27 protein-coding genes and 1 pseudogene are annotated in these 26,629 nt (G+C 37.0%); 20 read left to right on the forward strand and 8 right to left on the reverse strand.

All coding sequences use genetic code 11. The features are described from left to right. Positions 1-549: 549 nt before the first annotated feature. Positions 550-954, reverse strand: a complete 405-nt coding sequence (locus AAFN87_RS03675; protein WP_347789675.1) for a pyrimidine dimer DNA glycosylase/endonuclease V — start codon at positions 952-954, stop codon at positions 550-552. Positions 955-1,048: 94 nt separating this feature from the next. On the opposite strand from AAFN87_RS03675, the gene AAFN87_RS03680 reads away from it, so the two are divergent. The 5 genes and pseudogenes from AAFN87_RS03680 to AAFN87_RS03700 form a co-directional block, all read left to right on the forward strand. After that, on the forward strand, positions 1,049-1,927 hold the full coding sequence (locus tag AAFN87_RS03680; protein ID WP_347789676.1) for a GNAT family N-acetyltransferase: 879 nt from the start codon (positions 1,049-1,051) through the stop codon (positions 1,925-1,927). A gap of 63 nt (positions 1,928-1,990) precedes the next feature. After that, a complete protein-coding gene (locus AAFN87_RS03685) occupies positions 1,991-2,956 on the forward strand; it encodes a DUF4003 family protein (protein WP_347789677.1) in 966 nt (321 codons plus the stop codon). 105 nt (positions 2,957-3,061) lie between these two features. Then, complete coding sequence (locus AAFN87_RS03690; protein WP_347789678.1) at positions 3,062-3,535, forward strand: DinB family protein; 474 nt, start codon at positions 3,062-3,064, stop codon at positions 3,533-3,535. 48 nt (positions 3,536-3,583) lie between these two features. After that, the gene (locus AAFN87_RS03695) at positions 3,584-4,027 is read left to right on the forward strand and encodes a GNAT family N-acetyltransferase (RefSeq protein ID WP_347789679.1); all 444 of its coding nucleotides are present in this window, start codon (positions 3,584-3,586) and stop codon (positions 4,025-4,027) included. A gap of 110 nt (positions 4,028-4,137) precedes the next feature. After that, positions 4,138-4,344: pseudogene (locus AAFN87_RS03700) on the forward strand (aldehyde dehydrogenase family protein); the annotation flags it as partial. Between the two features lie 222 nt (positions 4,345-4,566). Here AAFN87_RS03700 and AAFN87_RS03705 read toward each other — a convergent pair. After that, positions 4,567-5,019, reverse strand: coding sequence for a GNAT family N-acetyltransferase (locus tag AAFN87_RS03705; RefSeq protein ID WP_347789680.1), 453 nt, complete (start codon positions 5,017-5,019; stop codon positions 4,567-4,569). Positions 5,020-5,101: 82 nt separating this feature from the next. Between AAFN87_RS03705 and AAFN87_RS03710 the strand changes: the two genes are divergently transcribed. Continuing rightward, positions 5,102-5,938 carry a MerR family transcriptional regulator gene (locus tag AAFN87_RS03710; RefSeq protein ID WP_347789681.1) on the forward strand — a complete coding sequence of 279 codons (837 nt, stop codon included), beginning with the start codon at positions 5,102-5,104 and terminating at the stop codon, positions 5,936-5,938. 70 nt (positions 5,939-6,008) lie between these two features. On the opposite strand, the gene AAFN87_RS03715 is transcribed toward AAFN87_RS03710, so the two are convergent. Beyond that, on the reverse strand, positions 6,009-6,938 hold the full coding sequence (locus AAFN87_RS03715; RefSeq protein ID WP_347789682.1) for an alpha/beta hydrolase: 930 nt from the start codon (positions 6,936-6,938) through the stop codon (positions 6,009-6,011). Then, entirely contained in the window at positions 6,935-7,555 is a 621-nt protein-coding gene (locus AAFN87_RS03720; protein WP_347789683.1) for a YesL family protein, read from the reverse strand. The genes AAFN87_RS03715 and AAFN87_RS03720 overlap by 4 nt, the downstream gene beginning before the upstream one ends. Positions 7,556-7,779: 224 nt before the next feature. Here AAFN87_RS03720 and AAFN87_RS03725 point away from each other — a divergent pair, with 224 nt between their 5' ends. Genes AAFN87_RS03725 through AAFN87_RS03740 form a run of 4 tightly spaced genes read left to right on the forward strand, consistent with a single transcriptional unit; the run spans position 7,780 to position 11,752 of the window. Further along, entirely contained in the window at positions 7,780-9,081 is a 1,302-nt protein-coding gene (locus AAFN87_RS03725; protein WP_347789684.1) for a sugar ABC transporter substrate-binding protein, read from the forward strand. A 53-nt stretch (positions 9,082-9,134) separates the two neighbouring features. Then, on the forward strand, positions 9,135-10,067 hold the full coding sequence (locus AAFN87_RS03730; RefSeq protein ID WP_481886446.1) for a carbohydrate ABC transporter permease: 933 nt from the start codon (positions 9,135-9,137) through the stop codon (positions 10,065-10,067). Between the two features lie 27 nt (positions 10,068-10,094). Continuing rightward, positions 10,095-10,898, forward strand: coding sequence for a carbohydrate ABC transporter permease (locus tag AAFN87_RS03735; RefSeq protein WP_347789686.1), 804 nt, complete (start codon positions 10,095-10,097; stop codon positions 10,896-10,898). A 2-nt stretch (positions 10,899-10,900) separates the two neighbouring features. After that, positions 10,901-11,752, forward strand: a complete 852-nt coding sequence (locus tag AAFN87_RS03740; RefSeq protein WP_347789687.1) for a Gfo/Idh/MocA family protein — start codon at positions 10,901-10,903, stop codon at positions 11,750-11,752. Here AAFN87_RS03740 and AAFN87_RS03745 read toward each other — a convergent pair. Further along, complete coding sequence (locus AAFN87_RS03745; RefSeq protein ID WP_347789688.1) at positions 11,749-13,089, reverse strand: hypothetical protein; 1,341 nt, start codon at positions 13,087-13,089, stop codon at positions 11,749-11,751. The two genes, AAFN87_RS03740 and AAFN87_RS03745, sit on opposite strands and share 4 nt — an antisense overlap. Positions 13,090-13,197: 108 nt before the next feature. Between AAFN87_RS03745 and AAFN87_RS03750 the strand changes: the two genes are divergently transcribed. The 6 genes from AAFN87_RS03750 to AAFN87_RS03775 are packed head-to-tail and all read left to right on the forward strand — an operon-like array spanning position 13,198 to position 18,973. After that, positions 13,198-14,214 (forward strand): NAD-dependent epimerase/dehydratase family protein, encoded by a 1,017-nt coding sequence (locus AAFN87_RS03750; RefSeq protein WP_347789689.1) that lies wholly within the window; start codon positions 13,198-13,200, stop codon positions 14,212-14,214. After that, complete coding sequence (locus AAFN87_RS03755; RefSeq protein WP_347789690.1) at positions 14,214-15,269, forward strand: dihydrodipicolinate synthase family protein; 1,056 nt, start codon at positions 14,214-14,216, stop codon at positions 15,267-15,269. The genes AAFN87_RS03750 and AAFN87_RS03755 overlap by 1 nt, the downstream gene beginning before the upstream one ends. Beyond that, positions 15,269-16,270 carry a zinc-dependent alcohol dehydrogenase gene (locus AAFN87_RS03760; RefSeq protein WP_347789691.1) on the forward strand — a complete coding sequence of 334 codons (1,002 nt, stop codon included), beginning with the start codon at positions 15,269-15,271 and terminating at the stop codon, positions 16,268-16,270. Before AAFN87_RS03755 ends, AAFN87_RS03760 begins: the two co-directional genes overlap by 1 nt. Before the next feature lie 17 nt (positions 16,271-16,287). Continuing rightward, a complete protein-coding gene (locus tag AAFN87_RS03765) occupies positions 16,288-17,340 on the forward strand; it encodes a Gfo/Idh/MocA family protein (protein ID WP_347789692.1) in 1,053 nt (350 codons plus the stop codon). A 14-nt stretch (positions 17,341-17,354) separates the two neighbouring features. Next, positions 17,355-18,002 carry a hypothetical protein gene (locus AAFN87_RS03770; RefSeq protein WP_347789693.1) on the forward strand — a complete coding sequence of 216 codons (648 nt, stop codon included), beginning with the start codon at positions 17,355-17,357 and terminating at the stop codon, positions 18,000-18,002. Beyond that, complete coding sequence (locus AAFN87_RS03775) at positions 17,999-18,973, forward strand: Gfo/Idh/MocA family protein (RefSeq protein ID WP_347789694.1); 975 nt, start codon at positions 17,999-18,001, stop codon at positions 18,971-18,973. The genes AAFN87_RS03770 and AAFN87_RS03775 overlap by 4 nt, the downstream gene beginning before the upstream one ends. 39 nt (positions 18,974-19,012) lie before the next feature. Here the strand turns inward: AAFN87_RS03775 and AAFN87_RS03780 are convergent, their stop codons facing one another. Continuing rightward, positions 19,013-19,606: a hypothetical protein gene (locus tag AAFN87_RS03780; RefSeq protein ID WP_347789695.1), complete on the reverse strand. Its 594-nt coding sequence runs from the start codon at positions 19,604-19,606 to the stop codon at positions 19,013-19,015. 95 nt (positions 19,607-19,701) lie between these two features. Here AAFN87_RS03780 and AAFN87_RS03785 point away from each other — a divergent pair, with 95 nt between their 5' ends. The 3 genes from AAFN87_RS03785 to AAFN87_RS03795 are packed head-to-tail and all read left to right on the forward strand — an operon-like array spanning position 19,702 to position 23,287. Next, the gene (locus tag AAFN87_RS03785) at positions 19,702-21,405 is read left to right on the forward strand and encodes a hypothetical protein (RefSeq protein ID WP_347789696.1); all 1,704 of its coding nucleotides are present in this window, start codon (positions 19,702-19,704) and stop codon (positions 21,403-21,405) included. A gap of 33 nt (positions 21,406-21,438) precedes the next feature. Further along, positions 21,439-22,398: a GNAT family N-acetyltransferase gene (locus AAFN87_RS03790; RefSeq protein WP_347789697.1), complete on the forward strand. Its 960-nt coding sequence runs from the start codon at positions 21,439-21,441 to the stop codon at positions 22,396-22,398. Positions 22,399-22,408: 10 nt separating this feature from the next. Further along, positions 22,409-23,287: an ROK family protein gene (locus AAFN87_RS03795; RefSeq protein ID WP_347789698.1), complete on the forward strand. Its 879-nt coding sequence runs from the start codon at positions 22,409-22,411 to the stop codon at positions 23,285-23,287. Between the two features lie 42 nt (positions 23,288-23,329). Here AAFN87_RS03795 and AAFN87_RS03800 read toward each other — a convergent pair whose 3' ends face one another. After that, positions 23,330-24,427 carry an ABC transporter ATP-binding protein gene (locus tag AAFN87_RS03800; protein ID WP_481886437.1) on the reverse strand — a complete coding sequence of 366 codons (1,098 nt, stop codon included), beginning with the start codon at positions 24,425-24,427 and terminating at the stop codon, positions 23,330-23,332. A gap of 124 nt (positions 24,428-24,551) precedes the next feature. Beyond that, positions 24,552-25,406 carry a PucR family transcriptional regulator gene (locus AAFN87_RS03805; RefSeq protein ID WP_347789699.1) on the reverse strand — a complete coding sequence of 285 codons (855 nt, stop codon included), beginning with the start codon at positions 25,404-25,406 and terminating at the stop codon, positions 24,552-24,554. Positions 25,407-25,481: 75 nt separating this feature from the next. Between AAFN87_RS03805 and nagA the strand changes: the two genes are divergently transcribed. Beyond that, positions 25,482-26,627 (forward strand): N-acetylglucosamine-6-phosphate deacetylase, encoded by a 1,146-nt coding sequence (nagA, locus tag AAFN87_RS03810; protein WP_347789700.1) that lies wholly within the window; start codon positions 25,482-25,484, stop codon positions 26,625-26,627. Positions 26,628-26,629: the final 2 nt, after the last annotated feature.

The raw sequence follows: 26,629 nt of genomic DNA on the forward strand, positions 1-26,629 counted from the left end.
ACACACTGTTATTAATATAGTTATCTTCCAAAATGTGGTTTATCAACGTAGCTTGGTGTTGATTTCCATTTCAGTTGGTCGCTTTCCGGGGGGGCGTCCGATGAGCCGCTTCCTTCGCAAGCTCAGTCCAGGGTCTCATCTTGGACGCTAATCCCCCAGGAAGCTTTGCTCTGTAGCGAAAGGTTTACCGACAGCTACACTCGCCCAACTTCCACTACAATCAACACGCACTTTTATTATTTTGTTGTCATACCCGATTTTTGGTTATTAACCCAAAATATCGAAATCGAGTACTAAAATAACCACTAAAACTGGTAAGATTGATATGTTAGCAGATAAAATAAATAATTTACAACATTTGATAAATAATGCAAGAAATTAGATGGATAATGGATAAAACTGGATAAATAACTCAAGGGATTTGAAAAATATACCATGCTACAACCGTTAACGAAAGGTCAGGCAAAGGAACAAATTCGGCAGCTATTCTCCATGACTTTCCGCAACATGTCACGCTCAACCATATGGAGAAAAAGGATTGAATTTCTCTTATGTGTGACGAATTACTTCTTTAAAGTATTCATCGAGCTTTTGGAAAAGTGCCGCATCATAATCCTTTTGACCACGAATAAACTTTTCCTTTAAATTGTAATAGCAAATTTCTAAATACTCGTCATCATGATGCAGCTTAAAAGGCGTCACCTCTTTTACAGCACCTAATTCAGCAAAATAGCGCTCCATCTTATCAAGTGTACGTATTTTATAGCCACGAGCTTTCATTTCCTCCATTATTTTCTCCGAATAAATATATAAATCATCTTTTGGATACTCGTAAATATAATTAATTAAAATATGCTTATCCTCTTTTGCGAAAATGCTGTTTAGCTCCCGCCACTGGGAAAGGAGCTGTCCTTTCGGTAAAAAGGGAATTAAATTTGTATGCCATAAACGCATGGATATTTCTTCCTTTCTAGTCCGGTTATTGTTAAAAAATAGTATACTATGTGTATGCATTAAAATAAAACGATGCTGCAAAGGGGAAATCGAAATGACAACACTACAGCTTGTTCAAAACTACCGAGAAAATAAACAATTACGTGAAAGCTTTTTTACATTAGCAACGAAAACGTTTAATTTACATTTTGAGGAATGGTATGAAAAAGGCTTCTGGGGTGACTCTTTCAAATGTTTTTCAATTGTAGATGGTAGTAAAGTCGTCGCGAATGTTTCGGTAAGTGAAGTGGGTCTATTAATTGAAGGAAAGAGCTACAAAGCACTGCAAATTGGCACAGTAATGACAGATCCTAATTATCAAGGGCAAGGGCTATCAAAGCAATTAATGAATGCATTACTCGCGCAATATGAAGAAGAAATTGATATTTACTATTTGTTCGCGAATGAAACTGTACTGCAATTTTACACGAAATTTGGTTTTGAAAAACGTAGCCAAAGTACGTATACAGTGGATGCGAACAGTGTAGCCAAAGGAGAGGCGAGCTTCCGAAAGTTAGAGATGAATAATGATGATGACCTCGCATTTTTATATTATATTGTGAAAAGCCGTACACCGATAAGTCAAACGTTTACAACAGAGAATGCAGCAGATTTAGTGATGTTCCATAGCTTATTTAGCTATCGTGATCATATTTATTATAACAAAGAGCTAGATACTGTAGTTATGTATAAGCAAAGTGAAGAGGCGGTCATTGTCTACGATGTTATTTCTAAAAATGCGGTACCTTTACTAGATGTACTGGCTACATTAAAGACACAAGCAGTGAAAAAATTTGAACTATGCTTTACTCCAAATGATGATGTTCCTTATGACAAAGGTGAGTTCATTGATACTGGCGCGCTGTTTGTTAAATGCCGTGCAGGTGCCGATTATCCGAATAATGTTTTATATCCTTATACATCATTAGCTTAAGTTTTACATTTCACGAATCCTTTCTCATCTTTCACCGTAAATATAAGAAAGGGGTGAATGAAAGTGGAACAAATAATACAACTCTATGAAACGAATTATAAAAAAATTGAGAATTATTTAAGCTGGACTGTAGATAAAAGAATATTAATAATGCTTGCTTCTTTCTATACTTCTCGTCAAGAAGAGGTTGATGTGCGTGCCTTTCAAGAGGTGATCGACGCCATTAAAGAAGAGGCACATTGGCTATCTGCGCCGCGTACGAATTCGTTGTTACAATACACCTATGCTATGCATTTTTCAAAGGAAGAAGATAAAAAAGCGGCAATCCGTGAAGTATTGCAAAATCATAAGGTTTTACGCGCGGAAAAGTTCCCAAATACAACGTATACGTATATTGCTGCGTTATTTTTTACAGCACAAAATACAGAGCAACAGGCGAAAAATGCACGTGCTTTATATGCAGAAATGCGTAAACAACATAAATTTCTAACATCTTATGATGATGTTCCTGTTGCCGTAATGCTAGCCTCAGATGGCGAGAGTGATGCTTTAGTTCGTGCAATCACGATGCGTCGTTATTATGATGAGCTGCGTGAAGCTAAGTTTTCCCAAGGGAATCAGTTGCAAACATTATCGCAAATATTAACAATCCCGAGCACCGATTATAATGATCAGCTCGTACCGTATATCGTTAAAATAAAAGAAACGCTTGAATCAAATGGCATTAAAATAAAAACATCTATGTATACTCAGCTTGGATTTTTAGCGTTAATTGGCGTAGATCAGCAAAAGATACAAGAGCTAATAGCTTTACACGAAGCGTTCGCTAAGAAAAAGTATTTTAAATGGTATAAAAATGAAGTACTTGGAATTGCGATTCAACAGTTATTACCAACAATGGATCGTTCAAAATTCGAAATGCTTTCAGTTGTATCGCTTGAAATGTTGTTGCAAATGCAATATGCAATTATAGCCACAACAGTAGCTGTTAGTGTTGCATCAACATCATCTGGCGGCGATGGCAATTAAATAAATGATAAGTAGCTTGTGAAAGAATTCTAATTTTTCGCAAGCTATTTTCCTTATGGATAAAACGTAGGAAGTAAACAACTCAATAATAATATAGGAGGATGTATGAATAGTTATTGTCAAAATACATTGCATCAAATTGAAGTAGCTGTACAGTCAATAGTCCAACTGATTGAACAAATAGAAGAACAAGATTTATTAAAAAGACCGACGCCATCCAAATTTTCAGTAGGAGAATTATTATTACATATTGTAACAATTCCAAAAGCTGATTTATTAATCGCGAATAATATTTCTGAGGAACAACTTAGTAAGTTTTATGAAAAACAAACTTACATATTAACGAAACAGCAATTAAAATATGCACTGCTCGCAAATTATAACGAGCTCAGAGCAGCATATGAAAATTATTCAGAAATAGAATTACTAGAGCTGATTCCTGCATATTGGGGGGTTACTTATACTCGTTATGAATGGCTAATTGAAATCGTTGCACATCTTTATCATCATAGGGGGCAGCTACACGCTATGCTTACTCACTGTTATAACATGAAGTTGGAAGTAGCTTTATTTGAATAATAAAACAATTATTAGAGGAAATTTACCGAATAGGTAGGAGGATAAATAATGGACATCCAAACTAGAATGCTTCGAAATAGTGATTACGATAAAATAACAGATTTATTAGCAGAATTAGGCTACCCGATGACATTAGAAGATGTAACAATGCAATATGAAGAATTACAGAAGCACCCTGATTATGAAACGATAGTAGCTGTGAAAAATGATAGTATAGTTGGAATTGCGGGATTATGTAAATCCTATTATTTCGAAAGAAAAGGAACATATGCAAGAATTTTAACCTTTGTAGTTAGCGAGGCTGAACGACAACAAGGCATTGGGACAAAGCTCTTACAAACGTGTGAGCAATGGGCCATAGAACAAGGATGTAATAGTATTGCATTGAATAGTGGTAACCGGAAGGAACGTCAAGCAGCACATGCTTTTTATATCGCAAATGGGTATGTTGGGAGAAGTACAGGGTTTTCGAAGAGTATTGGTGATATGTAGTAAATTGCAGTTGGGAATAATTTCTGGTAGCACACGTATAGATCTGTAATACACTCCTTTTACGAATATCCAGGAATTTGTCAAGAATCATACCGTAACAGGATTTAGAGAAAGCAATGCGCGTAGTTAGCAAAATAAAGGCCGGTATCACATGGGTCAATTGTTATCATGTTGCAACAGTGCAAGCTCCATGGGGTGGTTATAAACAAAGTGGAGTTGGACGAGGTTTAGGGGTCTTTGGACTAGATGAATTTTCTGAACAGAAACAAATTAATATTAGCTATAAAGCAAAGCCTGTTGGATGGTTTTCTAATTAATCTTTTAAGTAATGAAGGAAGTTTAAGGAAGGTATAGATGTCCAAGAGCAATCAAATACAACCCCTAAAGTACGAGGGTAAGGGGATTAGGACAAAAAAACTCCATTTTGAATGGAGTTTTTTTGTTGTTAAATAAGCATTTAAGAGCCCTAATTAATCAAACTTTATTCCAAATCTACAACACGTGCATAATTTTGGTCTATTGATATTCGATTAATTCCATTATTGTATTACCCGTACCATTACTTTTTCTCCTTTAATATCGAGCTCACCATTAAAATGAAAATCAAGCTTTTTATACATATTTATCGCTATTTCATTGTCTTCGTAAACACTTAAATAGATTTTATTACATCCATATTTTTCTGTTAAGAATTGAAGAAGGTGTTCACAAAATAGCTTCCCGTAGCCTTTTCCTTGATAGTGCGAATCAATAAAGTAACGGTCTAACCAAATACGTCTACCTTCTATGTCGTCTGGGAATTCTCCGTACATCGCAAAACCTACAGGCGTCTCTTCAACATATAAGCCGACAGGGATATAGTGTGTATCTTGTTTTGCTTCCTCTAAGCATTCTTCTGGTGTTTCCACATAGTTCGCCTGTTCTTGCGCTACATGAAGTGCTAAAATTTCCTTTACGTTGTCTACAGTTATGTCACGAATTTCAGTGTTCATGACGATCAAAACCTTTCTGATTGTTATTTCTACTGCTTCAATGTAAGATATATAGTTACTATATAGTCAAGGAGAAACGTCTATGGGGAATGAACAAAATGATAAACTATTTACAACAGGCGAATTTGCGAAGCTATGTAAAGTAAATAAACAAACATTAATTTATTATGATCAAATAGGTTTATTATCACCTGCAGTTAAAAATGATAAAGGGTACCGTTTTTATACCGTATATCAGTATGAATTTTTTAGTGTAATTGAATTGTTAAAAGATGTGGGCATGTCACTGAAAAATATCAGGCAATTTATGAATAATAAATCACCTGAAAATTTTTTATCATTAATGAATGAACAATTAAAACAAGTTGAGCGTAAAAAGCAGGAGTTAGAAATAATCGAGCAAATAATAAAAAAGAAAATTGACTTAACGACTACAGCATTAGCACTCGACTTTAGCAAAATTGAAGTCGTGCATTATCCAGAATCACATTTATATTTGAGTAACAATATACAAGATTGTAATGAACAAGATTTTTTCAAAGAAATTTCTGATTTCATTGACATACTTCACCGTTCCAAATTAGATACGGGTTATCCAATTGGGTCTATTACAAATAAACAACAAGTCCTAGCTGGTAATTACACTAATTATACGTATCTATATATGAAACAACCAAATCCAATAGAACAACGTCAGTATTTTCATGTTGATGAAGGTGATTTTGTCGTCGGTTATCATGTAGGAAGTGAAGAAAAAATTGCGGACACATACGAAAAGATGCTCGCGTTTATCGATGCTCAGCAACTAACAATGCGCCATTATATTTACGAGGAATATATTTATGATGCGGTAGTAAAAGATTATGAAAAAGAGTATGTAACAAAAATTATGATTGAAGTAGAAAGTAAAAACGTGTAAATAGAAAAAACAATGAGCCAACATTACATCAACATGTAATATGGCTCATTTTTAATTATTGTTATTAAACCTAACAATATCTCTCTATATATTGCTTCGTGACGGCAAGTAGCTGCTCCTTTGCTTGGCGTCCGATTGTTGTGTTATCTAAATCAAAGCCGTGCGTACAGCCATTATACAAATGGAATTCAACAGGCACTTGTGCAATCGTTAATCGTTGTACAAAATCCATTACTTCATCACGGAATAAATCGAGAGTTCCGACGAATGTGTACGTTGGGGGTAAACTTTCATAATTCTGTGCATAGCTCGGTGACGCATAGCTATCGACTTTATCCGCACGATGTAAATACATTTCCCAAGCTTCCTTGTTTTTGGAATGATTCCATACAAGGGGTGTCGTCAACTCCAAATTAGAAGGGCGGTTGTTTTGATAGTCGAGCATCGGATAGAGAGGCAACTGAAAGGCAATAGCTGGTCCTTTTTTGTCACGCGCCAGTAAACTAACGGCAACACATAAATTCCCACCTGCACTGCCACCCGCAACGATGATTTTTTTTCGACTTATGTTTAACTGGTCGGCATTGCGGTCTACCCAAAGTAGCGTATTATAGCTATCGAAGAGACCAGTTGGATACGGGAATTCAGGCGCAAGTCTATAATTTGGAATGACAACAATTGCTTTAAAACGTCGCACAAAATCAAGCATGTAGCCAACGCTATCATCCGGAGTACCAAATACCATACCACCACCATGATACCAAATAATACAAGGTGCATTTTCCATTGGCAGACGAGGCTTGCAAATAATTACTCGTAGAGGATAACTATTTGAATCGATTGTACTTTCCGAAACAATCACATCAGTAAAATCAATCTCTTGCTTCGAAAAATGTGTAAATGGTCGTTTACTTACAATGTCACGAATAGAATGAAGAGTTGGTTCAGCGTCTACAAATTGAGCAGCTAACTCAGGATGTAGCTTTGAAAAAAATGTCATGAAGCCACCTCACTCAATTTTTTCTTTTCTATTTTATTAAATGCTTTAATTGAAAGCCTCATGTTTAAATATGCGAATAAACTTATTGCAAATAATGGAATAGCACCTGGTAATAAGTTAAATACCCCATATAAAGCTACTAAATAGAAAACTAGTAAAAAAAACGTTAACGGTGATACGAGACCTATTAAAAACGCTTGCTTAATATATTGCCAATAAGACAATTCAAAATGCACATAAACTGGGAAGAAAAACAGTATTGTACTAATGACAATATAGAGTACGATAAATAACGGAACAACGAGAAGTTGTAGCGTACCTTCTAATGTATATACGACATAAAAATCAATCGCTAATATGAAAATTACAGCGTATGTAATCCACGCGTAGCCATTTGTTTTGAAGAATTCTGACTTATACGTTTCCCAAAATAACTTTGAAATGGAAACTTGATCGGTTGTAAGTAATTTCCGTAAGACGGTAAACAGTGCAATAGTTGCTGGAAATAGTCCGAATAAACCTAGACCTAAAACAGTAAATAACAGCCATAGAAAATTTACATAAATAAGCTGCACTACAACTGTAGAAAAGCGATGAATTCCTTCCCAATAATTCATTATTCCTCAACTCCTTTCTCCAATCATTATAAGACAAAAATTTCAAAAAAAACTGATAATATATTTAAGGACTATTAATAGACTTGAGTTAAGCTATGTTTTTCAGTAATCTGAAAAAAATAGCTGTTATACTTTTTTAAGAAAATATAACACTATTTACCTTTTGTTTTTTTTACAAGAAGGGTTTTTTAGTTAGGGGAAAATATAATTTGAAAGGGGTTTCAATGATGAAAAAAATGGGATGGTTTTTGTTAGTCATGGTCCTTGCTGTATTTATGGTCGCATGTAGTGATAGTGAAAAGGAAGAAAATACAAAAGAAACGACAGCAGGCACTACAGGAACAGAACAAGAGCAAGGCACTACAGAATCGAAGCCTGCATTATCAGGTGAAATTACAGTTTGGGCACACCCTTACACTGATGGTACTGGTGGAGAAGGGGATATGTGGAAGGAAATCGTAGCAAACTTCGAAACTGAAACAGGAGTAAAAGTAAATTTCGAACAAATTCCTTGGGCAAACCGTGATCAAAAAATCTTAACGGCACTTTCAGCGAAGCAAGGTCCAGACGTATTCTATTTAATTCCTGACCAAATGCCGAAATATGCTGAAGAAAATATGTTATTAGATTTAACTCCTTATTTAACTCAAGAAGATCTGAGCGGTTTCGTACCGTCTTCACTTGAAGCGACAACATGGAAAGAAAAGCAATACGGTCTACCTATTTTACAAACAGCCGAATCTTTAGTTTATAACGTAGATGTTATTAAGGCAATCGGTGAAGACCCAACAAAACTACCAACAACTTGGGACGAATTTAAAGTATGGGCTCAAAAAGCAAAAGACGCTGGTTACTATGCATTTAGTTTTGCTGGTGGCGGATCATTAAATAACACTTTATATCCATTCCTATGGCAAGCAGGTGGGAATGTAATCGATGAAAATAGCAATATTTTAATTAACAACGAAGCTGGTGTAAAAACTTTTGAATTAATAAAAGAAATGTATACAAACGGCTGGATTCCACAAGACTCAATTACTGCATTGGAGCATGACTCATTGTATTTAGGTGGGAAAATGTTAGCGGTAAATGGCTCAGGTATTTCTGTATCAACATTATTATCTGAAAAACCATTTGAATTTGTTATCGCGCCACCATTAAAAGAAACAGCACAAGCAACTTATGGAACTGTAGGGATGTTTGTAGGCTCAGGCTTATCTAAAAATCCAGATGCAACAGCAGAGTTCATTAAATTTATGACAAATGTTGAAAACCAACGTAAATTCAATGAAATTACACAATACATTCCAACACAAGAAGCAGCGAAAGATATCTTTGCTTCACAGCAGTATTTAGCGCAACTTGCGGAATATACGCAATACGCAAAACCGGGTATTATTCACCCATCAGGTCGTGATATTATGCCTTTAATTCAAGCAGAACTACAAGCAATGCTTGAAGGAAAGCAAACAGCACAAGAGGCTGCTGACAAAGCTGCAGCTTCTATTGAAAAGTTGATCAAATAATAATCGAGGGAGTTTGATCGAATACCGGTCAAACTCTCTTTTCCGAAAGGGTGATAGTTCTGGCTAGCGTCACTTCAAACAAGCATAAATTACCTTTATCGACACGTATTAAACAAGAGCTAAACAGAAACTTACTCGTTTATGTCGTTCTAATACCAGTAATAATTCATTTTTTAGTGTTTCAAGTATATCCATTTGCACTTAGCTTCTACTTAACATTTATGGATTGGAAAATAATTGGGGAACCACAATTTGCTGGTTTAAAGCATTGGAAAGCATTTTTTAATGATGAAATTGCATGGAAAGCACTCTGGAATACAGTGAAGTTTTCTATCTATTATATAGTACCAACAATGGCATTAGGGTTAGTATTAGCACTAATTATTAACTCAGGTATAAAGTTTGCAAATTTCTTTAAAGGTTTATTCTTTTTACCAGTGGTGACATCATTCGTTATTATCGCAGGTATTTGGGGATGGTTATTCCGAGGTACAGAAGAAGGATTTGTTAACTATTTAATTGGATTCGTAGGGATTGATCCACAGCTATTTTTATCTAGCTCAAGCCAAGCTTTAATCGTATTAGCAGGGTTAAGTATTTTTAAAGTTGCAGGTACGACAATGATTTATTATTACGCAGGTTTACAATCGGTTGATAAACAGCTATATGAGGCTGCACGTATTGACGGTGCAAATTCGTGGAAAATCTTTTGGAAAATTACCTTTCCTTTATTAAAGCCAATTCACTTTTACGTTGCAATTACGACAACAATCGGCTCATTCCAAGTTTTCGACTCCGCATTCTTGTTAACGGGTGGGGGACCGAACTACGCAACGACAACAATTGTTTATTACTTATATCATCAAGGATTTACTAGCTTAAATTTAAGCTATGCTGCGGTATTATCGTATGTACTTTTCTTTATCATTTTAGCGATTTCATTAGTGCAACGGAAATATATCGGGCAAGATCCGAAACATTATTAAGCTAGTGCTGGAAAGGAGGAATTATTCATGAAAAAAATTATCTCATATACAGCGTTGGCGATCTTAAGTATTTGTTTTTTAATGCCGTTTGTCATTATGGTGTTTGGGTCGTTGAAGGAAGTTAAGCAGGCACAAATCGATCCGCTTTTCTGGCTACCAACCAATCCTTCTATTCAAAACTATATTAATATTTTTACAAATGGTATCTTCCTACGTTGGATTTGGAACTCAATAGTTATTACAGTTATTCCTGTGTTTACACAAATGTTCTTTGCTGCAATTTTAGGCTATATTTTTGCAAAGAAATCGTTCTTCGGAAAAGAAGTTGTTTTTTGGACGTTCATGGCGGTTATTATGATTCCTCAACAATTATTTATTATTCCGAAATACATTATGTTTGCTGACTTTGGCTGGATTAATACATATTACGCTTTAATTGTGCCTGAATTATGGGCAATTATGGGTGTCTTCTTAGTCCGCCAGTTTTTACAAGGTATACCGAAAGATTTAGAGGAAGCGGCGTTTATTGATGGAGCAAATGATGTTCAAATTTTCTTCAAAATTATTTTGCCGCTATCATTCCCTGTAATTGCAACAGTTGGGACATTTGCCTTTATTTCAAACTGGAACGATTTATTCCAGCCACTTATTTATTTGACGAATGAAAAAATGTTCCCGGTAACGCTCGGTTTAGCATCGATGCTTGGCAAAGAGGGGAATTTTGGTTTAGAAATGACAGGGGCTACGATATCCTTCATTCCGACTTTTTTAATTTTCATCTTCTTCCAACGTTATTTCACGGAAGGTATTCAAATGTCTGGTATTAAATAGAGGTGAAAGTTTTGAACATTGGCATCATTGGTTTAGATACATCACATGCAGTAGCTTTTACTGAGTTGCTGCATAATGAAAATTTGCCATATTATATCCCAAATGCGCGTATTACTTGTGCGTTTCCAAGTGGTTCACCAAAAACAATAAGTCAATCGCGAATAAATGAGTTTACGGAAACAGTGCGATCTTATGGTGTGGAAATTGTTAATACGGCAGAGGAAGTAGTGAATAACTGCGATGCAATATTACTTCTATCAGTAGATGGTGGACAGCATTTAGCGCAGTTTTCAGAAATTGCACAGTACGGAAAGCCCGTTTTTATTGATAAACCTTTAGCATTATCAACTAACGAAGCACAGCAAATTTATAAGCTTGCTAAATTGTATAATACGCCAATTATGACTTGCTCTGCATTGCGATTTGCTGAAGATGTAATGCATATACCTAGACAAGATATTTTAGCAGTAGATTGCTACGGACCAATGCCTATGCTTGAACAATGGAATTATTTTTGGTACGGCATCCATACAGTAGAGATACTATTTTCATTGTTAGGTCCAGGTTTCAAGCAAGTTGAAAAAATACCATGCACGACAGGTGATTTTTTTATTGCCACTTGGCAGGATGGCAGAACGGCAACGATTAGAGGGCACCGAAACGCAAATCAACGCTTCGGCGCAACGATCCACTATGCTGAGGATTCTTTAGCTATACAAGTGCAAAATAAAAGTAAACCATTTTATGCAAGTTTACTAGAAGAAATCATTCGTTTTTTTACTACAGGTGTTTCACCAATTTCTGAACAAGAAACGATGGAAATCATCTTGTTTTTAGAATCAATGAACGATTAATTCATAAAATCATTAAAAAATTTTAGTCGATAAATTCGGCGTGGGCGTCCTTTGTAAGCGACTTTTTCTTCTCCGATAATTTCGACTAAATCGGCGTCCATCCATTTTAATAATATTCGATTTGCGCTGCGTAGTGTCATATGGAGTGTATCAGCTAGTTCTTGCGCAGTGTAATCTATCTTTTTATGCTTTGCAATACGCGCCATAAGCTTGGACATATACGTAGCGGACATTCCTGCTTTTTCAGCACGTTGTAGCGATTCATGATCTGTTACAACGAGATCGTATCGCTCATAGTTTGCCTGGGTAGACATATCAACAGGGCCAATAACACTATTGTCTTCGCGTACGATATAGCAAACGTTACCAGCTAGTTCAATTGATTGTTGTAATGCTTGCTTTGCATGGGTGCCAGATTCTGAAGCAGTGAGACCGAAGCCTATACCAAGACTGACTGTTAAACCGTACGCTTCTTGTAGTAGCTGCACTAAGGGCATGTATTTATAGCCTCTTGTTTCACGTTCAAAAATACCGCGCATCGTAATAAAAGCAAAATGGCCGTTCTGTAAATGGATGAGATGACCGTCTAAAGTTTGGATATATTGCTGCAATGTTTGCGTAATTTTATTGTCGAGTAAATGCGGTGTTTGCGTACATGCTTGTAATTGATCTTTATTATGTAAGTGAATTAAACCATACACGATTTGCGTTTCTTTATTGCGACGTGCATCTGTAGATAGAAGTGCCCGTTCAAAAGCGACAATCATATCCTGCTCAGTTGGAATGATGAATTCTACAGCAATATTTTGTGCTCGAAGCTGCTCGGCAACTGTTGGAATAGCTGTTACAACATATGCCTGTTGCAGTTCATTACAATCGATATGGTGTTTAATAATGTCATCAATCGGTACAGCATTATTTGTATTAAAAATAGAATAGTTCATATTTGGATGTTGCAGTTCTGCTAATACACGCTTTAAATATTTTTCTTCTATAGTATCTACACTTAAATAAGTAGCATCATAATTTTTTAGCACTTTTAATAATGCACGGTACAGACCATTGGATATACTTGGCATTTGATGAACTGGAATAGAAAAGTTGATATGTTTTTTTGCAAGTTCATACGTATATGAATCTGTAAACATTAAAACTTCAACCTTCGACATCAAATTCTCGATAGATTCGTAAAAGTCTACATCAAAATTGGCAATTAAAAAATGTGGTTTTAAATTTGGAAAGTCTTGTAAAACTTCGCGAATTTGGATGATAAGCGATTGAGGACTAATAATGCCAATAGCGATTTCTGTTTTAAGTTGCTTAGAAACGGTGCTCATTTTTACCCCCCTTGGAAAACTATTAACCTTTATAGTACTTGACATCTTATGGGATTGTCAAAAAAAGTAATTATAATTCTTTTAATATAAAGAAAGAGGTGTTCATGTATGAAAGATTTGTATGAGCTAGAGCAGCTAATGACAAAACCGTCTGCTGCATTGATTGAGGATATTATTAAAATAGATGGTGACATTTTAATATTAGGCATTGGTGGAAAGATGGGTCCTACCTTAGCGAAAATGGCCAAGCGTGCAATTGATGAAGCGGGCTTAGAAAAACGCGTTATTGGTGTATCTCGTTTTTCATCGGGCACATTGCAGCAGGAGCTAGAGGATTTCGGTATCGAAACAATTGCTGCTGATTTACTAAATGAAGAGCAACTACAAGCACTACCAAATGTAAAAAACATTATTTATATGGCTGGTAATAAATTTGGCACAACAGGAAATGAGCATTTTACATGGGCAATGAATGCTTATTTACCTGGACGAGTAGCAGAAAAGTATAAAAATTCTCGTATCGTCGTGTTTTCATCAGGTAATATTTACCCGTTTTCAGACGTATCTAAAGGCAATTGTTCGGAAGATATTGTGCCAAATCCAATTGGGGAGTATGCACAATCTTGCCTTGGTCGTGAGCGTGTATTTACAAACTTTTCGATGCGTAACGCAACGCCTATCGTTTTATTCCGCTTAAATTATGCGATTGATATGCGTTATGGTGTATTACTAGAAGTGGCAAAAGCAGTTTATGAAGAGCGCCCAATCGATTTAACGACGGGCAGTGTTAATGTTATTTGGCAAGGTGATGCAAATGAATATGCGTTACGATCTCTTCTGCATTGTTCAGCCCCTCCGAATATTTTAAATGTAACAGGTCCAGAGACGATTTCCGTTCGTTGGCTAGCAAAAGAATTCGGTAATCGCTTTAGTAAATCGCCAATCTTTGAGCATGAAGAGCAACAAACAGCTTTACTCAATACGGCTTCTAAGGCGCATCAATTATTTGGCTATCCGCAAGTTACTTTGCAGCAAATGATTGATATGACTGCTAATTGGATTGTCGGTGGTGGTGAAACGTACAATAAGCCAACGCATTTCCAAGAAAGGAAAGGGGCGTTTTAATGTTACATTCTGCTGTGAAAGATAGTTTACTTGCGGGCGCATTTATTCCTGCGCATCCACTTGCGTTAAATGAAGACCGTACGCTTGATGAAAAAAGTCAGCGCGCCTTAACTAAATATTATATCGACGCTGGTGTCGGTGGAATTGCTGTTGGTGTGCATACGACGCAGTTTGAAATTCGCGATCCGCAATTTGGATTATTTGAACGTGTTTTAGAACTAGCGATGGAAGAAATAAAACGTGCAAATGTACCCGACTCGTTTATTAAAATTGCTGGTGTTTGTGGGCCGACAGAGCAAGCGGTACAAGAAGCTACATTTATTAAAGAAACGGGATATGATTTGGCACTTTTAAGTATGGGGGGGCTTGCTGATTTATCAGAGGAAGAGCTTTTACATCGTACAAAAGAGGTAGCAAAAATCATTCCAGTAGTGGGCTTTTATTTACAAAATGCTGTTGGTGGACGCAAGCTTTCATACGATTTTTGGCTACAGCTGGCGAATATAGAAAATGTATATGCAATAAAAATAGCACCGTTTAATCGCTATCAAACATTAGATGTTGTCCGCGCTGTATGTCATTCGGAGCGCGTAAATGATATAGCAATTTATACTGGGAATGATGATAATATCGTCATTGATTTGCTCACAACTTATCGTATTCCTGTGAATGGACAAATAATTGAAAAGCAAATTGTCGGTGGCTTACTCGGTCACTGGTCAGTATGGGTAAAGACGGCAGTTCACTATTTTGAACAGTTAAAAAAGCACCGTTCGAATGAACAAATTCCTGTAGAACTTTTAACATTAGCAGTTGAAATGACCGATGCAAATGCTGCCTTTTTCGACCCGCAACATGACTTTAAAGGAAGTATAGCTGGTATTAATGAAGTACTTACGAGACAAGGTTTACTTCAAGGGAATTGGTGTTTAATGGAGCACGAAAAACTTAGTCCAAATCAAGCTGATGAAATTACACGTGTGTATGAAGACTACCCACATTTACATGATGATGCATTTGTAAAGGAAAACTTAGCGAAATGGAAAGATGCGTAATGATGAAAACCATTATGGCGATAAATGGCAACGTAGAAGTCGTAAAACAACAAATTCCGGAGCTTGCGCCAGCTTACGTATTAGTCAAAACGAAGTACACAGCTATATCTCCAGGTACTGAAATGCTTTTACTTGGAAATAGTATCGATAATTCATTACGACTTGGCTATAGCGCGGTTGGTGAAGTTGTTGAAGTTGGGGAGCAAGTTGACAATGTCGAGGTAGGCGATATTGTAGCGTGTTACGGCGCACCATATGTAGGACATTCTAGCTTTTTACATGTGCCAAAAACTTTAGTTGCGAAAGTACCGGCACATATTCCGATGCAAAACGCAGCATTTGCAGCTCATGGAACTATTGCTATTCACGCCATTCGTAAGGCAAACCTGCAATTTGGTGAATCAGTTGCCATCGTCGGTCTTGGTGTTTTAGGGCAAATGATTGCGAAAATTTGTAGTGCAGCGGCATATGAAGTAATTGCGTACGATAAAATGGCAGAGCGAGCGGCAATGATTGACGGTCATAATGGCATAAAAGCGTTCTCTACTATAGAAGATTTTGAACGAGCAATTGCTGACACAACAAATGGTTTTGGAGTAGATGCCGTACTCCTTTGTGCAGGTGGCAAGCGTTCTGAAACGACAAGACGTAGCTTATCGTGGATTCGTAAACAGGGGAAAGTTGTCATTGTTGGCGATGTAGAGCCTGATTTTGACCGTGAAGATATGTTTAGTAAAGAAGCGGAAATTACGATCTCGCGAGCAGGTGGTCCTGGTCGCTACGATCCAATCTATGAGCAACAAGCCGTAGATTATCCATACGGGTATATTCGCTGGACAGAAGGGCGAAATTTACAAGAATTTATTCGCCTTCTTGCGAACAAGCGAATAGATGTTGCTCCGTTTATTTCAAGTATCGAATCAGTTGACGATGCACCGCTCGTATACAAAAATTTAATGAAAAATCCGCAAGAATTAACAAAGCTTTTTATATTTGAATAATAAAGGGGTAGACAACAATGTTAAAAGTAGGAGTTATTGGCGGAGGTTCTATTTCAGAGTTTCATATTCGACCATATGTGGCAAACAAAGATGCCGACCTCATTGCATTATGTGATCAAAACGCTGAACGGTTAGCGCGAATGGGAGAAACATACAATGTAGCGAATTTATATACAAACTACGAAGAATTGTTAAATAATCCAGAAGTAGATGCGGTCAGTATATGTACGTGGAATAACTCGCATGCCGAAATTGCCATTAAAGCACTTGAGGCAGGGAAGCATGTGTTAATAGAAAAACCACTTAGTACTACTGTACAAGAAGCACTTGCTGTAGAAGCTGCGGTGAAAAAATCAGGAAAGCTACTACAAGTCGGATATGTACGCCGTCATGCATCCAATATTCATGTATTAAAGAAATTTATCGATGCCAATGAACTTGGAGAATTGTACTACGCAAAAGCATCTTGCTTACGTAGATTAGGTAATCCAGGTGGATGGTTTAGTGATATTTCTAAATCAGGCGGTGGACCGTTAATGGATTTAGGTGTACATATGGTCGATATTTGCTGGTATTTAATGGGTAAACCGAAGCCGGTAAGCGTCGTCGGCAATACGTACAAACGTTTAGGCAATCGTAATCATATTGAAAACTTATCATTTTACAAAGCAGCAGACTACGATGCATCACATAACGATGTAGAAGATTTAGCGAATGCTATGATACGTTTTGAAAATGGCGCGTCATTAGTTGTCGATGTGAGCTTCACATTGCAGGCGGTGAAAGATGAACTATCGGTAAAATTGTACGGTGAAAAAGGAGGGGCAGAAATAGAGCCAGCTCTTGCCATTGTTACAGAAAAACATAATACGATTTTAAATATGACACCTCAAATTGATCAACTAGGCTTTGATTTTGCTGGCGCATTCCAAAATGAAATAAATCATTTCGTCGATTGCTGTGTCAATAAAACGGAATGTATTGCCCCAGTAGAAGATGGGGTAGCAGTGATGAAAATGCTATGTGCAATATATGAGTCAGCAAGTACTGGCCGAGAAGTACGCTTATAGAGGATGGTGTGTTTGTGATGACAACAATTGTTGTGACGTCTTTAGAAAAAATTCAAACGAATCACTCATTATATACAACACAAATCGTTGATAATAGCACGTCTACTAATGTAGATATTGCGATTACAACAAACGCTAGTATTGTAGCTCACAATAAAATACTGCCGTTTAATAGAGATTTAGCTGAAGGGCAAAAAGTATATTTTGATTTAGCTGCATATTCATTTTTTGAGCATATCCATGCAGCGATTTCAGCACAAGAAGAAAAATGTGGAGTGCTACGCTTTAGACGGAGCGGTGAAAAAAATGGGCTAGTTGGCGACCTATTTGTTCTTACTCAGCTATTTGGTACTATGCAGCAAGTTCATATATCATCGCGCGAGCTTGCTGAAAAAAAGCATATCATTGTCTTATGTAAGCTTGGTGACAATGTCATGGCCCATATTGAATACACAGCTACAGAGCAAGAGCGCATTGAATTTGAATTTAGTAGTCCGCAACATATTATCGAGTTTGATAGTGCGGAAATGGTGCCGAATAACCCGTATAAAGCCCCGCAATACAATATCGACACTATTAATAAATTTGCTGTAAACATAGATGATATTTTACTAGAAAAATTACATCATCTCGAGCAATTAGTAGGAGGGGAATGCGTATGAACATCGGAATTATGAGTTTTGCGCATATTCATGCAACAAGCTATGCCAATGCTATTAAAAGAATTCCGGGTGTAACCCTAACAGCTATTTATGATACGGATATTGCGCGCGGAGAGGCTGCTGCCAAGGAATATGGAGTGCCGTTTTATGCAGATCGCGATGCTTTTTTACAAACGGACATTAGTGCTGTCTTAATTTGTAGTGAAAATGTGTTGCATAAAGAAATGGCTGTCGCTGCAGCGTATGCAAAAAAGCATATATTATGTGAAAAGCCTATTGCGACAACGGTAGAAGATGCTGAAGAGATGATTCGAATATGTGAAGAGCAGCAAGTGAAGCTACAGATTGCGTATCCAGTTCGTTTTAGTGAACCGATACGTGCTTTAAAGCAAGCGATTGATGCAGGTGAACTAGGCGAAATTGTAGCAATCAGAACGACAAATCGCGGGCAAAATCCAGGCGGCTGGTTTATAGAAAACGACTTGTCAGGTGGTGGCGCACTACTGGATCATACAGTGCATATGGTCGATATTATGCGTTGGTATTTACAAGATGAAGTGCGCGAAGTAACAGCTTTTGCTGATCGATATTTTACCGATATTCAGACAGATGATGCGGGGATTATGACATTGCAGTTTAACAACGGTGTCATCGCTTCCCACGATGCAAGCTGGTCCCGTTTTCCGCAATACCCGACTTGGGGTGATGTGATGATTGAAGTTATTGGTACGAAAGAAACGAGAAAAGTAGATGTTTTCAAAGAGCAATTCCGTTTATATGGAAAAAATGTCCGTTCCCTTGAGCATGTTTATTATGGGAATGATACAGATTTTGATTTAATTGTCGATTTTATTCGTTGTTTACAGCAAGATAGCGAACCTTCAATCACAGGAACGGACGGCTTAAAATCTTTAGAAATTGCGCTCGCTGGCTATGAATCTAGTGAACAAAAAAAGTCCGTAACATTATAAACTGAAGGAGCTGTCTCATTAAGTGAGGCAGCCCTTTTGTTATAAAGTTTTGTAATAAGTATACGACCTCAGTAATTCATCGTGGGGAGCTAGTATTTGCGTGTGAGGAGCTAGTATTTGCGTGCGAAGAGCGAGTATTTCATTGTGAAAAGCTAGTATTGTGGCAAGAGTTAGTATTTTATCCGGAATAGCGAGTAATCCGTCGTGAGGAGCTAGTATTTGCATGTGAAGAGCGAGTATTTCGTTGTGAAAAGCTAGTATTGTGGCAAGAGCGAGTATTCTATCCCGAAGAGCGAGTAATTCATCGTGAATAGCTAGTATTTGCGTGTGAAGAGCGAGTATTTCATTGTGAAAAGCTAGTATTGTGGCAAGGGCTAGTATTCTATCCGGAAGAGCGAGTAATTCATCGTGATGAGCTAGTATTTGCATGGAAAGAGTAAGTATTTCATTGTGAAAAGCTAGTATTGTCGCAAAAGCTAGTATTCTATCCGGAATAGCGAGTAATTCATCGTGATGAGCTAGTATTTGCATGGAAAGAGTGAGTATTTCATTGTGAAAAGCTAGTATTGTGGCAAGAGCTAGTATTCTATCCGGAAGAGCGAGTAATTCGTCGTAAGGAGCTAGTATTTGCATATGCAGAGCTAGTATTTCCTCAACAGGAGCTAGTATGTTGCTATAGCGAGTATTTCATCGTGAGGAGTTTTGCTTTCAGAAAGGAAATGGATGAGATGGCGAAAATATATTATGGCGAACAGCATATGACAATTGACTTTGCCGTTAGTGAATTACAGCGTTATGTAGATGCCGAAATAGAATTAGTTTATGATTGGGCGCAACTTCAGCAAATAGAGGATGAACTGCAAATTATTTTAATAGACGAGCTTTCCTATAAGGAAATATTCGATGTGCAGTTTACACAATGTATTTCTACGGATAGTTTTACAATAATTCAACAGCAGCAAACATATTATATTATTGCTAAAAATGCTCGTGGTTTGTTGTACGGGGTGTACGGGTTTTGGCAGCATATTTTAGGTCTTGTTGCTTTAGAGTTAGGAGAGCCAGAAGTACGTGTAGGAGACTGCAAGCTATTGGAAAAAACCCCGAACATCATAAACCATGAACCATTATTTAGTCGCAGGGGAAATGTGCTAGAAACAATTAATGACGCGACGTATGTTAGTAATTTGATTGATTGGGGTGTGAAGAATGGTCATAACGAATATTTTTTCACGTTCTTTTTGTGGGATGAATTAAAAGCAACAATTGAACCATTATTAACAAAACGTGCTGTAAATGTCACATTAGGTGGGCATAGTTTACGGTATATTATGGCGCAATGCTCAGCGCAAAATGAGAACTTGAGTAGTAAAGCAATAGAAGGAGCAGTAGGGGATTTAATAGGATCAAAAACATCTTTTGCAAATGATTTTAGTATAAAAAATAGTCATTTTTTCGAACAAGGAAATGTAATTCAACAGCAAGTCATTAATTATATCGTAAAAGTTTGCCAACAAACACCAGTCATATACCGTATTTCACTATGGCCAGAAGATGTAGGTATTGAACCGCATATGGCTAAGCAATTTTTACAGGCATATATCACGTTTACAGAACGCTTGCAGCAAGCATTGACGGAAGCTGGATTAGCTGTGCAAGTGGAGCATATTGTCTATAACGCGGGGTTAAGCTGGGACATGCTTGAGCGCGGTGAAGCAAAGGCATCCGTTACTTCAGATGTTTTATATGCATATTGGGGAAGAAATTACGCTGCTCATGTAGCTGAAACAGATGCTAGTAAACGTGCATTTGAGGCATTACAAGACTGGCGCAACGAATCGACAAAAGCACTCACAGTATTCGAGTATTATAGCGATCATTTTATGTTAAGCGAGTTATTTCCACCGTTATTATCGCGCATCCAAGAAGATTTAAATGTTTATCAGTCATTAGGATGTGAGGGGGTTATTAACTTAATTGTGCCTTTGCATAAAAAAACGCAGCAGCAATGGCCAGCTTACAATTGGCGTTGGAATCACCATTTGAATAATGTAATATACTCTCGTCTTACTTGGGGAGATAAGTACGAACTTATTATCTCGCAATATTTCCAACAATTTGGCGAAAGGGCAGATTACTATAAACAGCTTATTTTATTGCTAGAACAAGACTTAGCACCAAATACGCAGTGGAATCGAGCATTATTTCCTTCTAGAGTAGTAGATGTGCAACAAGTGGGGAAATTTGACGCGTCACTACAAATTGCTGACCAATTAGCGAAAGTGATTGAACGATTAGCAGATTTGAATGAAATGGTAGGAAATAATACGGCCGAAGAGCATTTACTTTCCTATTTAAAGGATATTAAAGAGATTGCTACACTTTATGAAAGTGCGTGGCGTATGAAAGTAATTATAAGCAACAACGCATAAAAAACGGTATTCATAATCGAAAGGATGGATTTCATGAACTATGTACCTTTTCAAGAACAGTATATCGATGATGCAATCATGCTTTGGAATAAACAGTGGCAACATGAATTTCCGCTACGAAAAGAGCTTTTTATACAAAATAGTGTAGATGATGTAAATATTTATCCACAGGGCTGTTTTGCCGCAATAGATAAAGAAGGAATTTTAAAAGGATTTGTTATCGCGAAAAAATGGCAAGAACAAGTAGACGTTAAGATGGACACGAGACGAGGCTGGATTCAAGTAATAATTGTAGATGAAGCTATACAACGTCAAGGAATTGGTACGAAACTACTGGAACTGGCAGAGGATGCATTACAGCAAGTAGGAATAGAAGAAATTCAGCTAGGTGGCGATCCGTTTCATTATTTTGCTGGAATTCCTTCAACGAGTACAGCTGCACAGGCAATGGCAGAAAAGTTTGGCTATGTAAAAAGAATTGACACACATGATTTAGTCAATCATCTATCGAAAGAATATGCAATGCCAGCAGGTGAACATCTTGAATATACACTTTTACAGCCAGATGAACAGCAAGATTTATATGAGTTCTTTGCTCGCTGTTTCCCAGGGCGATGGGAATACGAGGCAATGAAATATTTTGAACTGGGTGGACAAGGTCGCGAATTTGTAGTGCTGAAAAAACATGGGCGCATTATTGGTTTTTGTCGTATTAATGATGACGACTCGCCGATGATTGCGCAAAATGTATATTGGCGGACTTTATTTCCACATGCAGTAGGTGGTATAGGACCGCTTGGTATTGACGAAAAAGAGCAAAAGCAAGGGTATGGACTTGCCATCGTACAAGCAGGAATGGCTTTTTTACAACAACGTAAAATGGAAACTATTATTATTGACTGGACAAATTTAGTAGAGTTTTATGAAAAACTTGATTTTAATGTATGGAAAACATACGGTATTTATTTAAAAGATGTGACAAAGGAAAAGTAGGTGTGTAATTTTGGCATATATATTATCGGCTGATATAGGAGGGACAAAGCTTGCAACCGCATTATTTAATAGTGAGCAGAAAATTGTCCAACGGCAAGAATTACCGAGTGAGAAAAACGATGGTGAACAATTATTTATTCAATTAATCGAGTCCTTTTTTCTGCTTTGTGAGGAACAACAAATAGAAATAAATGAAATAGAAGGAGTCGCTGTCGGCTTACCTGGATTGCTCAATATTCAAGAAGGGATTGTGCTATTCCAAAATAATTTACCTTGGAGAGATTTTCCATTAGTAAGGCGTCTTCAAGAGTTCTTTCCACAGGCTAAAATATTTATGGAAAAAGACGTAGATATGGCAGCAATTGGGGAGTATGCAGTTCGGCAATACAAAGAGGAAACATTTATTTACGCAACATTAAGCACTGGTATTTCCTGTAGTACAATTGTACAAAATCGTATAATTCACGGTGCGGGTATGGCTGGCGAAATAGGCTTCACTTTAACGGGGAAAGAACTATCATTGGAACAATTCGTTGCTGGACCGGCACTAGAACATCGTGCACGTGAAGCATTTGGAGATACACGTGAGCTAAAAGATTATATGGAAGATTACTATTATAATCATCCGAAAATGCAAGTCATTATTGATGATGCAATGGAGCAGTTAGCGAAGGCACTTTTCCAGCTCTTCATCGTTTTTGACCCTCATACGATTGTGCTTGGCGGTGGCATTTTTAATCATCATCCTTTGTTAATTGAGAAAGTTAAGGGCCGGTTAAAGACATTATTCGTTCATCCGTTACTCGCAGGGAAAGAAAGTAGAGTAGAAGGAAGTATAAATAAAGGCGAGGCAGGATTAGTTGGTGCAGCAAGTCGCGTTACAATGTAAAAAAAGTTCCGTAAACTGATAAAAGTTTACGGAATGTTTTCGTTAGCGAATTCTTTTTTCTGTTTCCGAATCAAAGAAATGTGCTTTTGTTAAATCGAATGCAAGCTTGATTTGTTGCCCTGCTTGAACAGGCGCATCAGCGTGAATGCGTGCTACAAAAGCTTGTTCATTCAGTGCCGAATAAATCATTATTTCAGCACCAGTTAATTCAGCCACTTGCACAGTCGTTTCAACAGTTGACTGAGGGAAATTGGCTAATTCATTTAAGTCACCCAAAATATTTTCAGGACGAATACCTAAAGTAATATTTTTATTTAAATAGTTTTGCGCTTGTAATAAGTCGATTTTATTTTGTGGTATCGCGATTTTATATGAACCTGTAACAAAATGACCATCAATTACTTGACCTTGGAAAAAGTTCATCGCTGGAGAACCAATGAAGCCGCCAACAAAAATATTTTCCGGATAGTCATATACATCGCGCGGTGTACCTATTTGCTGGATAAAACCGTCTTTCATCACGACAAGTCTAGAAGCCATCGTCATTGCTTCTGTTTGGTCATGCGTTACATATAACGTTGTTGTTTTCAAACGTTGATGTAGCTTAGTAATTTCTGAACGCATTTGTACACGCAGCTTCGCATCTAAGTTTGATAATGGCTCGTCCATTAAAAATAGTTTTGCATCACGTACAATCGCACGTCCTAGAGCAACACGCTGACGTTGACCACCTGATAATGATTTTGGTTTTTTTGTGAGTAATTCTTGTAAGCCTAATATTTCAGCGGCATTTTTTACACGTTCATCAATTTCTTGTTTATTTAATTTTCGTAGCTTTAAGCCAAATGCCATGTTTTCATATACGGTCATATGAGGATAAAGCGCATAGTTTTGGAATACCATGGCGATATCACGATCTTTTGGTAAAACTTCGTTAACTCGCTTGCCTTCTATACGTAGTTCACCTTTAGATACTTCTTCTAGTCCTGCAACCATACGTAATGTTGTAGATTTACCACAACCAGAAGGACCAACTAATACGATAAATTCTTCCGACTCAACCGATAAATGAAAATCAGTTACAGCAACATAACCATCTGGATATTCTTTGTATAAATGATCGAATTCTAACATTTTCATGTATATACACCCCTATCTTTCGTTAAGAAAATATTACCAAAATCGATTTGATGTAAAAATGGGCAATGTGCACAAAATTAAAACTTACTTTTTGTGCAATAAAGTGAATGGCACATTCAGTTCGTTACTTTAAAATAAATTTAGTTAAATAAGCAAGTAATGCACCGTCAAACTGTCTAATTGGAAGAGCGGTTAATTCTTGAAATTTATTCAGTCGATAAAGTAGGGTATTACGATGAATATGCAATGCTTTTGCAGTCGCACTAGCATTAAATCCATGCTCAAAGAAAGAATGAACTGTTTGTAATAATTCAGGCTCATGTGCAATTTTTTGTACAATTTCAATATGTATTAATTGTTTCGCAGTTGGTGTTAGCATTTTTGAAAAGTAGGTCATGAACAACGACTCCATCGTAAAAACCCGATCATTTGTATAAGAAATTGAACTTTGCTCGAACCAAGCTTGCTCTAAGCTAAATTTTTTTGGGAATTCAGCATTACATGGATGAAATTTACCGATATAAACAATGGCACGTATGAAAAAGTCACTTTCAAGCGCGGCTAAAAATGATGCATAATCATTTGACGAATAAGGTAGTGCTGATTCTAGTTCTATAAGGAGTGCACTTTTATTCGAAATAGAGAGGATGACAAGCTCTTCATTAAAATAAGCGCTAACTGCGGTTTTCAAACTCGACAAATCAAGTGGCTGCGTACTATAAAGCTGAGCAATTCGTAGCTTTTTGCTGACAGGTGGCATACCTGTATGAAATAAAAATTGCTCCCAAGGTGAATCAACAATATTATCTTCTAAAAACAGTTGCTGTAACCACTCGTAATCGCGTTGGCTAACTTCTGATTTTTCAATTTGAAGCCAGTTTTGTTCAGTACGACTATAAAATAAAAAATAATTTGGTTGGTGTAAAGGTTTTTGTTGAAATAGATGAAGAGATGGGAAAAGAGAATGTAAATTATTCATCTTCGTTTCACACGCTTTCGGTTAAATTTAGAGTATAAAAATACTATAACAAACAAATAAAGGGAGTGGATAGTTATGACGCTATTAATTAAAAATATAACTTTGATTGATCCTGTTAAAGGGGAGTTAACTTCATCAATTTTTATTGAGGATGGAAGCATTGTAGAGGTTGCACCAAATATTAATAGAGAGGCACATACTATATTAGATTTTAGTAATGAACAAGTTAAAGCGGTACCAGGGTTTATAGATATACATATACATGGGTCAGCGGGCTATGATGTGATGGATGCGACACCGGAAGCATTAAAAGGCATCGCACAAAGTTTACCGAAAGAAGGAACCACTTCTTTTTTAGCGACAACAATGACGCAATCTGTTGACGCCATTAGCAGGGCATTAGAAAATGTGGCTTCATACAAGCGAAATGACAAGGAAGCAGAAATAATCGGAGTTCATCTAGAAGGGCCGTTCGTATCAAAGAAACGAGCAGGTGCACAGCCGATGGAATTTATTATTGAACCTTCTATTGAGTTATTTGAGCAATGGCAAACACTAAGCGCTAATAGCATTAAAGTAATTACAATTGCTCCGGAAGTAATAGGCGCATTACAATTCATTCAAGAAAAATCTTCTGAATTGATTGTATCGTTAGGACATACTGATGCGGCGTATGATGAAATGGCTTGTGCAGTACGAGCAGGTGCACGCCATATTACACATCTTTATAATCAAATGAGCCCTATTCACCATCGTGATATTTCTGCAATCGGGGCCGCATTACTCGAGGACCAGCTAATGACGGAACTCATCGTAGATACGATCCATTCACATGAAAAGGCTGTGGAACTAGCTTTTCGAATGAAAGGTGCAGATAAAATTATATTAATAACTGATGCGATGCGAGCTAAACAAATGCAGGCAGGAAATTATGAACTAGGAGGACAAGCTGTAATTGTATCTCAAAAAGATGCAAGATTAACAGATGGTACGCTTGCAGGGAGCATTTTGACGATGGAGCAAGCCGTAAAGAATATGCGCACGATAACATCATGTAGTGATATGGAATTAGTGAAAATGTCCTCCTATAATGCGGCACAACAACTGCATTTAAAAAAAGGACGACTGCAAAGTGGCTTTGATGCGGATATTACGATTGTTAATAATCAATGGGATGTGCTCTATACATTTTGTAAAGGACAATTAGCATATAAAAAATAGTT

The organism is Solibacillus sp. CAU 1738, from assembly GCF_039888725.1.
Classification (GTDB): domain Bacteria; phylum Bacillota; class Bacilli; order Bacillales_A; family Planococcaceae; genus Metasolibacillus.

Bases quoted from the DNA above. Each gene is read 5' to 3' on its own strand.
- AAFN87_RS03675 (WP_347789675.1), bottom strand. From the start codon at position 954: ATGCGTTTATGGCATACAAATTTAATTCCCTTTTTACCGAAAGGACAG.
- AAFN87_RS03680 (WP_347789676.1), top strand. From the start codon at position 1,049: ATGACAACACTACAGCTTGTTCAAAACTACCGAGAAAATAAACAATTA.
- AAFN87_RS03690 (WP_347789678.1), top strand. From the start codon at position 3,062: ATGAATAGTTATTGTCAAAATACATTGCATCAAATTGAAGTAGCTGTA.
- AAFN87_RS03695 (WP_347789679.1), top strand. From the start codon at position 3,584: ATGGACATCCAAACTAGAATGCTTCGAAATAGTGATTACGATAAAATA.
- AAFN87_RS03705 (WP_347789680.1), bottom strand. From the start codon at position 5,019: ATGAACACTGAAATTCGTGACATAACTGTAGACAACGTAAAGGAAATT.
- AAFN87_RS03710 (WP_347789681.1), top strand. From the start codon at position 5,102: ATGGGGAATGAACAAAATGATAAACTATTTACAACAGGCGAATTTGCG.
- AAFN87_RS03715 (WP_347789682.1), bottom strand. From the start codon at position 6,938: ATGACATTTTTTTCAAAGCTACATCCTGAGTTAGCTGCTCAATTTGTA.
- AAFN87_RS03720 (WP_347789683.1), bottom strand. From the start codon at position 7,555: ATGAATTATTGGGAAGGAATTCATCGCTTTTCTACAGTTGTAGTGCAG.
- AAFN87_RS03725 (WP_347789684.1), top strand. From the start codon at position 7,780: ATGATGAAAAAAATGGGATGGTTTTTGTTAGTCATGGTCCTTGCTGTA.
- AAFN87_RS03735 (WP_347789686.1), top strand. From the start codon at position 10,095: ATGAAAAAAATTATCTCATATACAGCGTTGGCGATCTTAAGTATTTGT.
- AAFN87_RS03745 (WP_347789688.1), bottom strand. From the start codon at position 13,089: ATGAGCACCGTTTCTAAGCAACTTAAAACAGAAATCGCTATTGGCATT.
- AAFN87_RS03750 (WP_347789689.1), top strand. From the start codon at position 13,198: ATGAAAGATTTGTATGAGCTAGAGCAGCTAATGACAAAACCGTCTGCT.
- AAFN87_RS03755 (WP_347789690.1), top strand. From the start codon at position 14,214: ATGTTACATTCTGCTGTGAAAGATAGTTTACTTGCGGGCGCATTTATT.
- AAFN87_RS03760 (WP_347789691.1), top strand. From the start codon at position 15,269: ATGATGAAAACCATTATGGCGATAAATGGCAACGTAGAAGTCGTAAAA.
- AAFN87_RS03765 (WP_347789692.1), top strand. From the start codon at position 16,288: ATGTTAAAAGTAGGAGTTATTGGCGGAGGTTCTATTTCAGAGTTTCAT.
- AAFN87_RS03775 (WP_347789694.1), top strand. From the start codon at position 17,999: ATGAACATCGGAATTATGAGTTTTGCGCATATTCATGCAACAAGCTAT.
- AAFN87_RS03780 (WP_347789695.1), bottom strand. From the start codon at position 19,606: ATGCAAATACTAGCTCCTTACGACGAATTACTCGCTCTTCCGGATAGA.
- AAFN87_RS03785 (WP_347789696.1), top strand. From the start codon at position 19,702: ATGGCGAAAATATATTATGGCGAACAGCATATGACAATTGACTTTGCC.
- AAFN87_RS03790 (WP_347789697.1), top strand. From the start codon at position 21,439: ATGAACTATGTACCTTTTCAAGAACAGTATATCGATGATGCAATCATG.
- AAFN87_RS03800 (WP_481886437.1), bottom strand. From the start codon at position 24,427: ATGAAAATGTTAGAATTCGATCATTTATACAAAGAATATCCAGATGGT.
- AAFN87_RS03805 (WP_347789699.1), bottom strand. From the start codon at position 25,406: ATGAATAATTTACATTCTCTTTTCCCATCTCTTCATCTATTTCAACAA.
- nagA (WP_347789700.1), top strand. From the start codon at position 25,482: ATGACGCTATTAATTAAAAATATAACTTTGATTGATCCTGTTAAAGGG.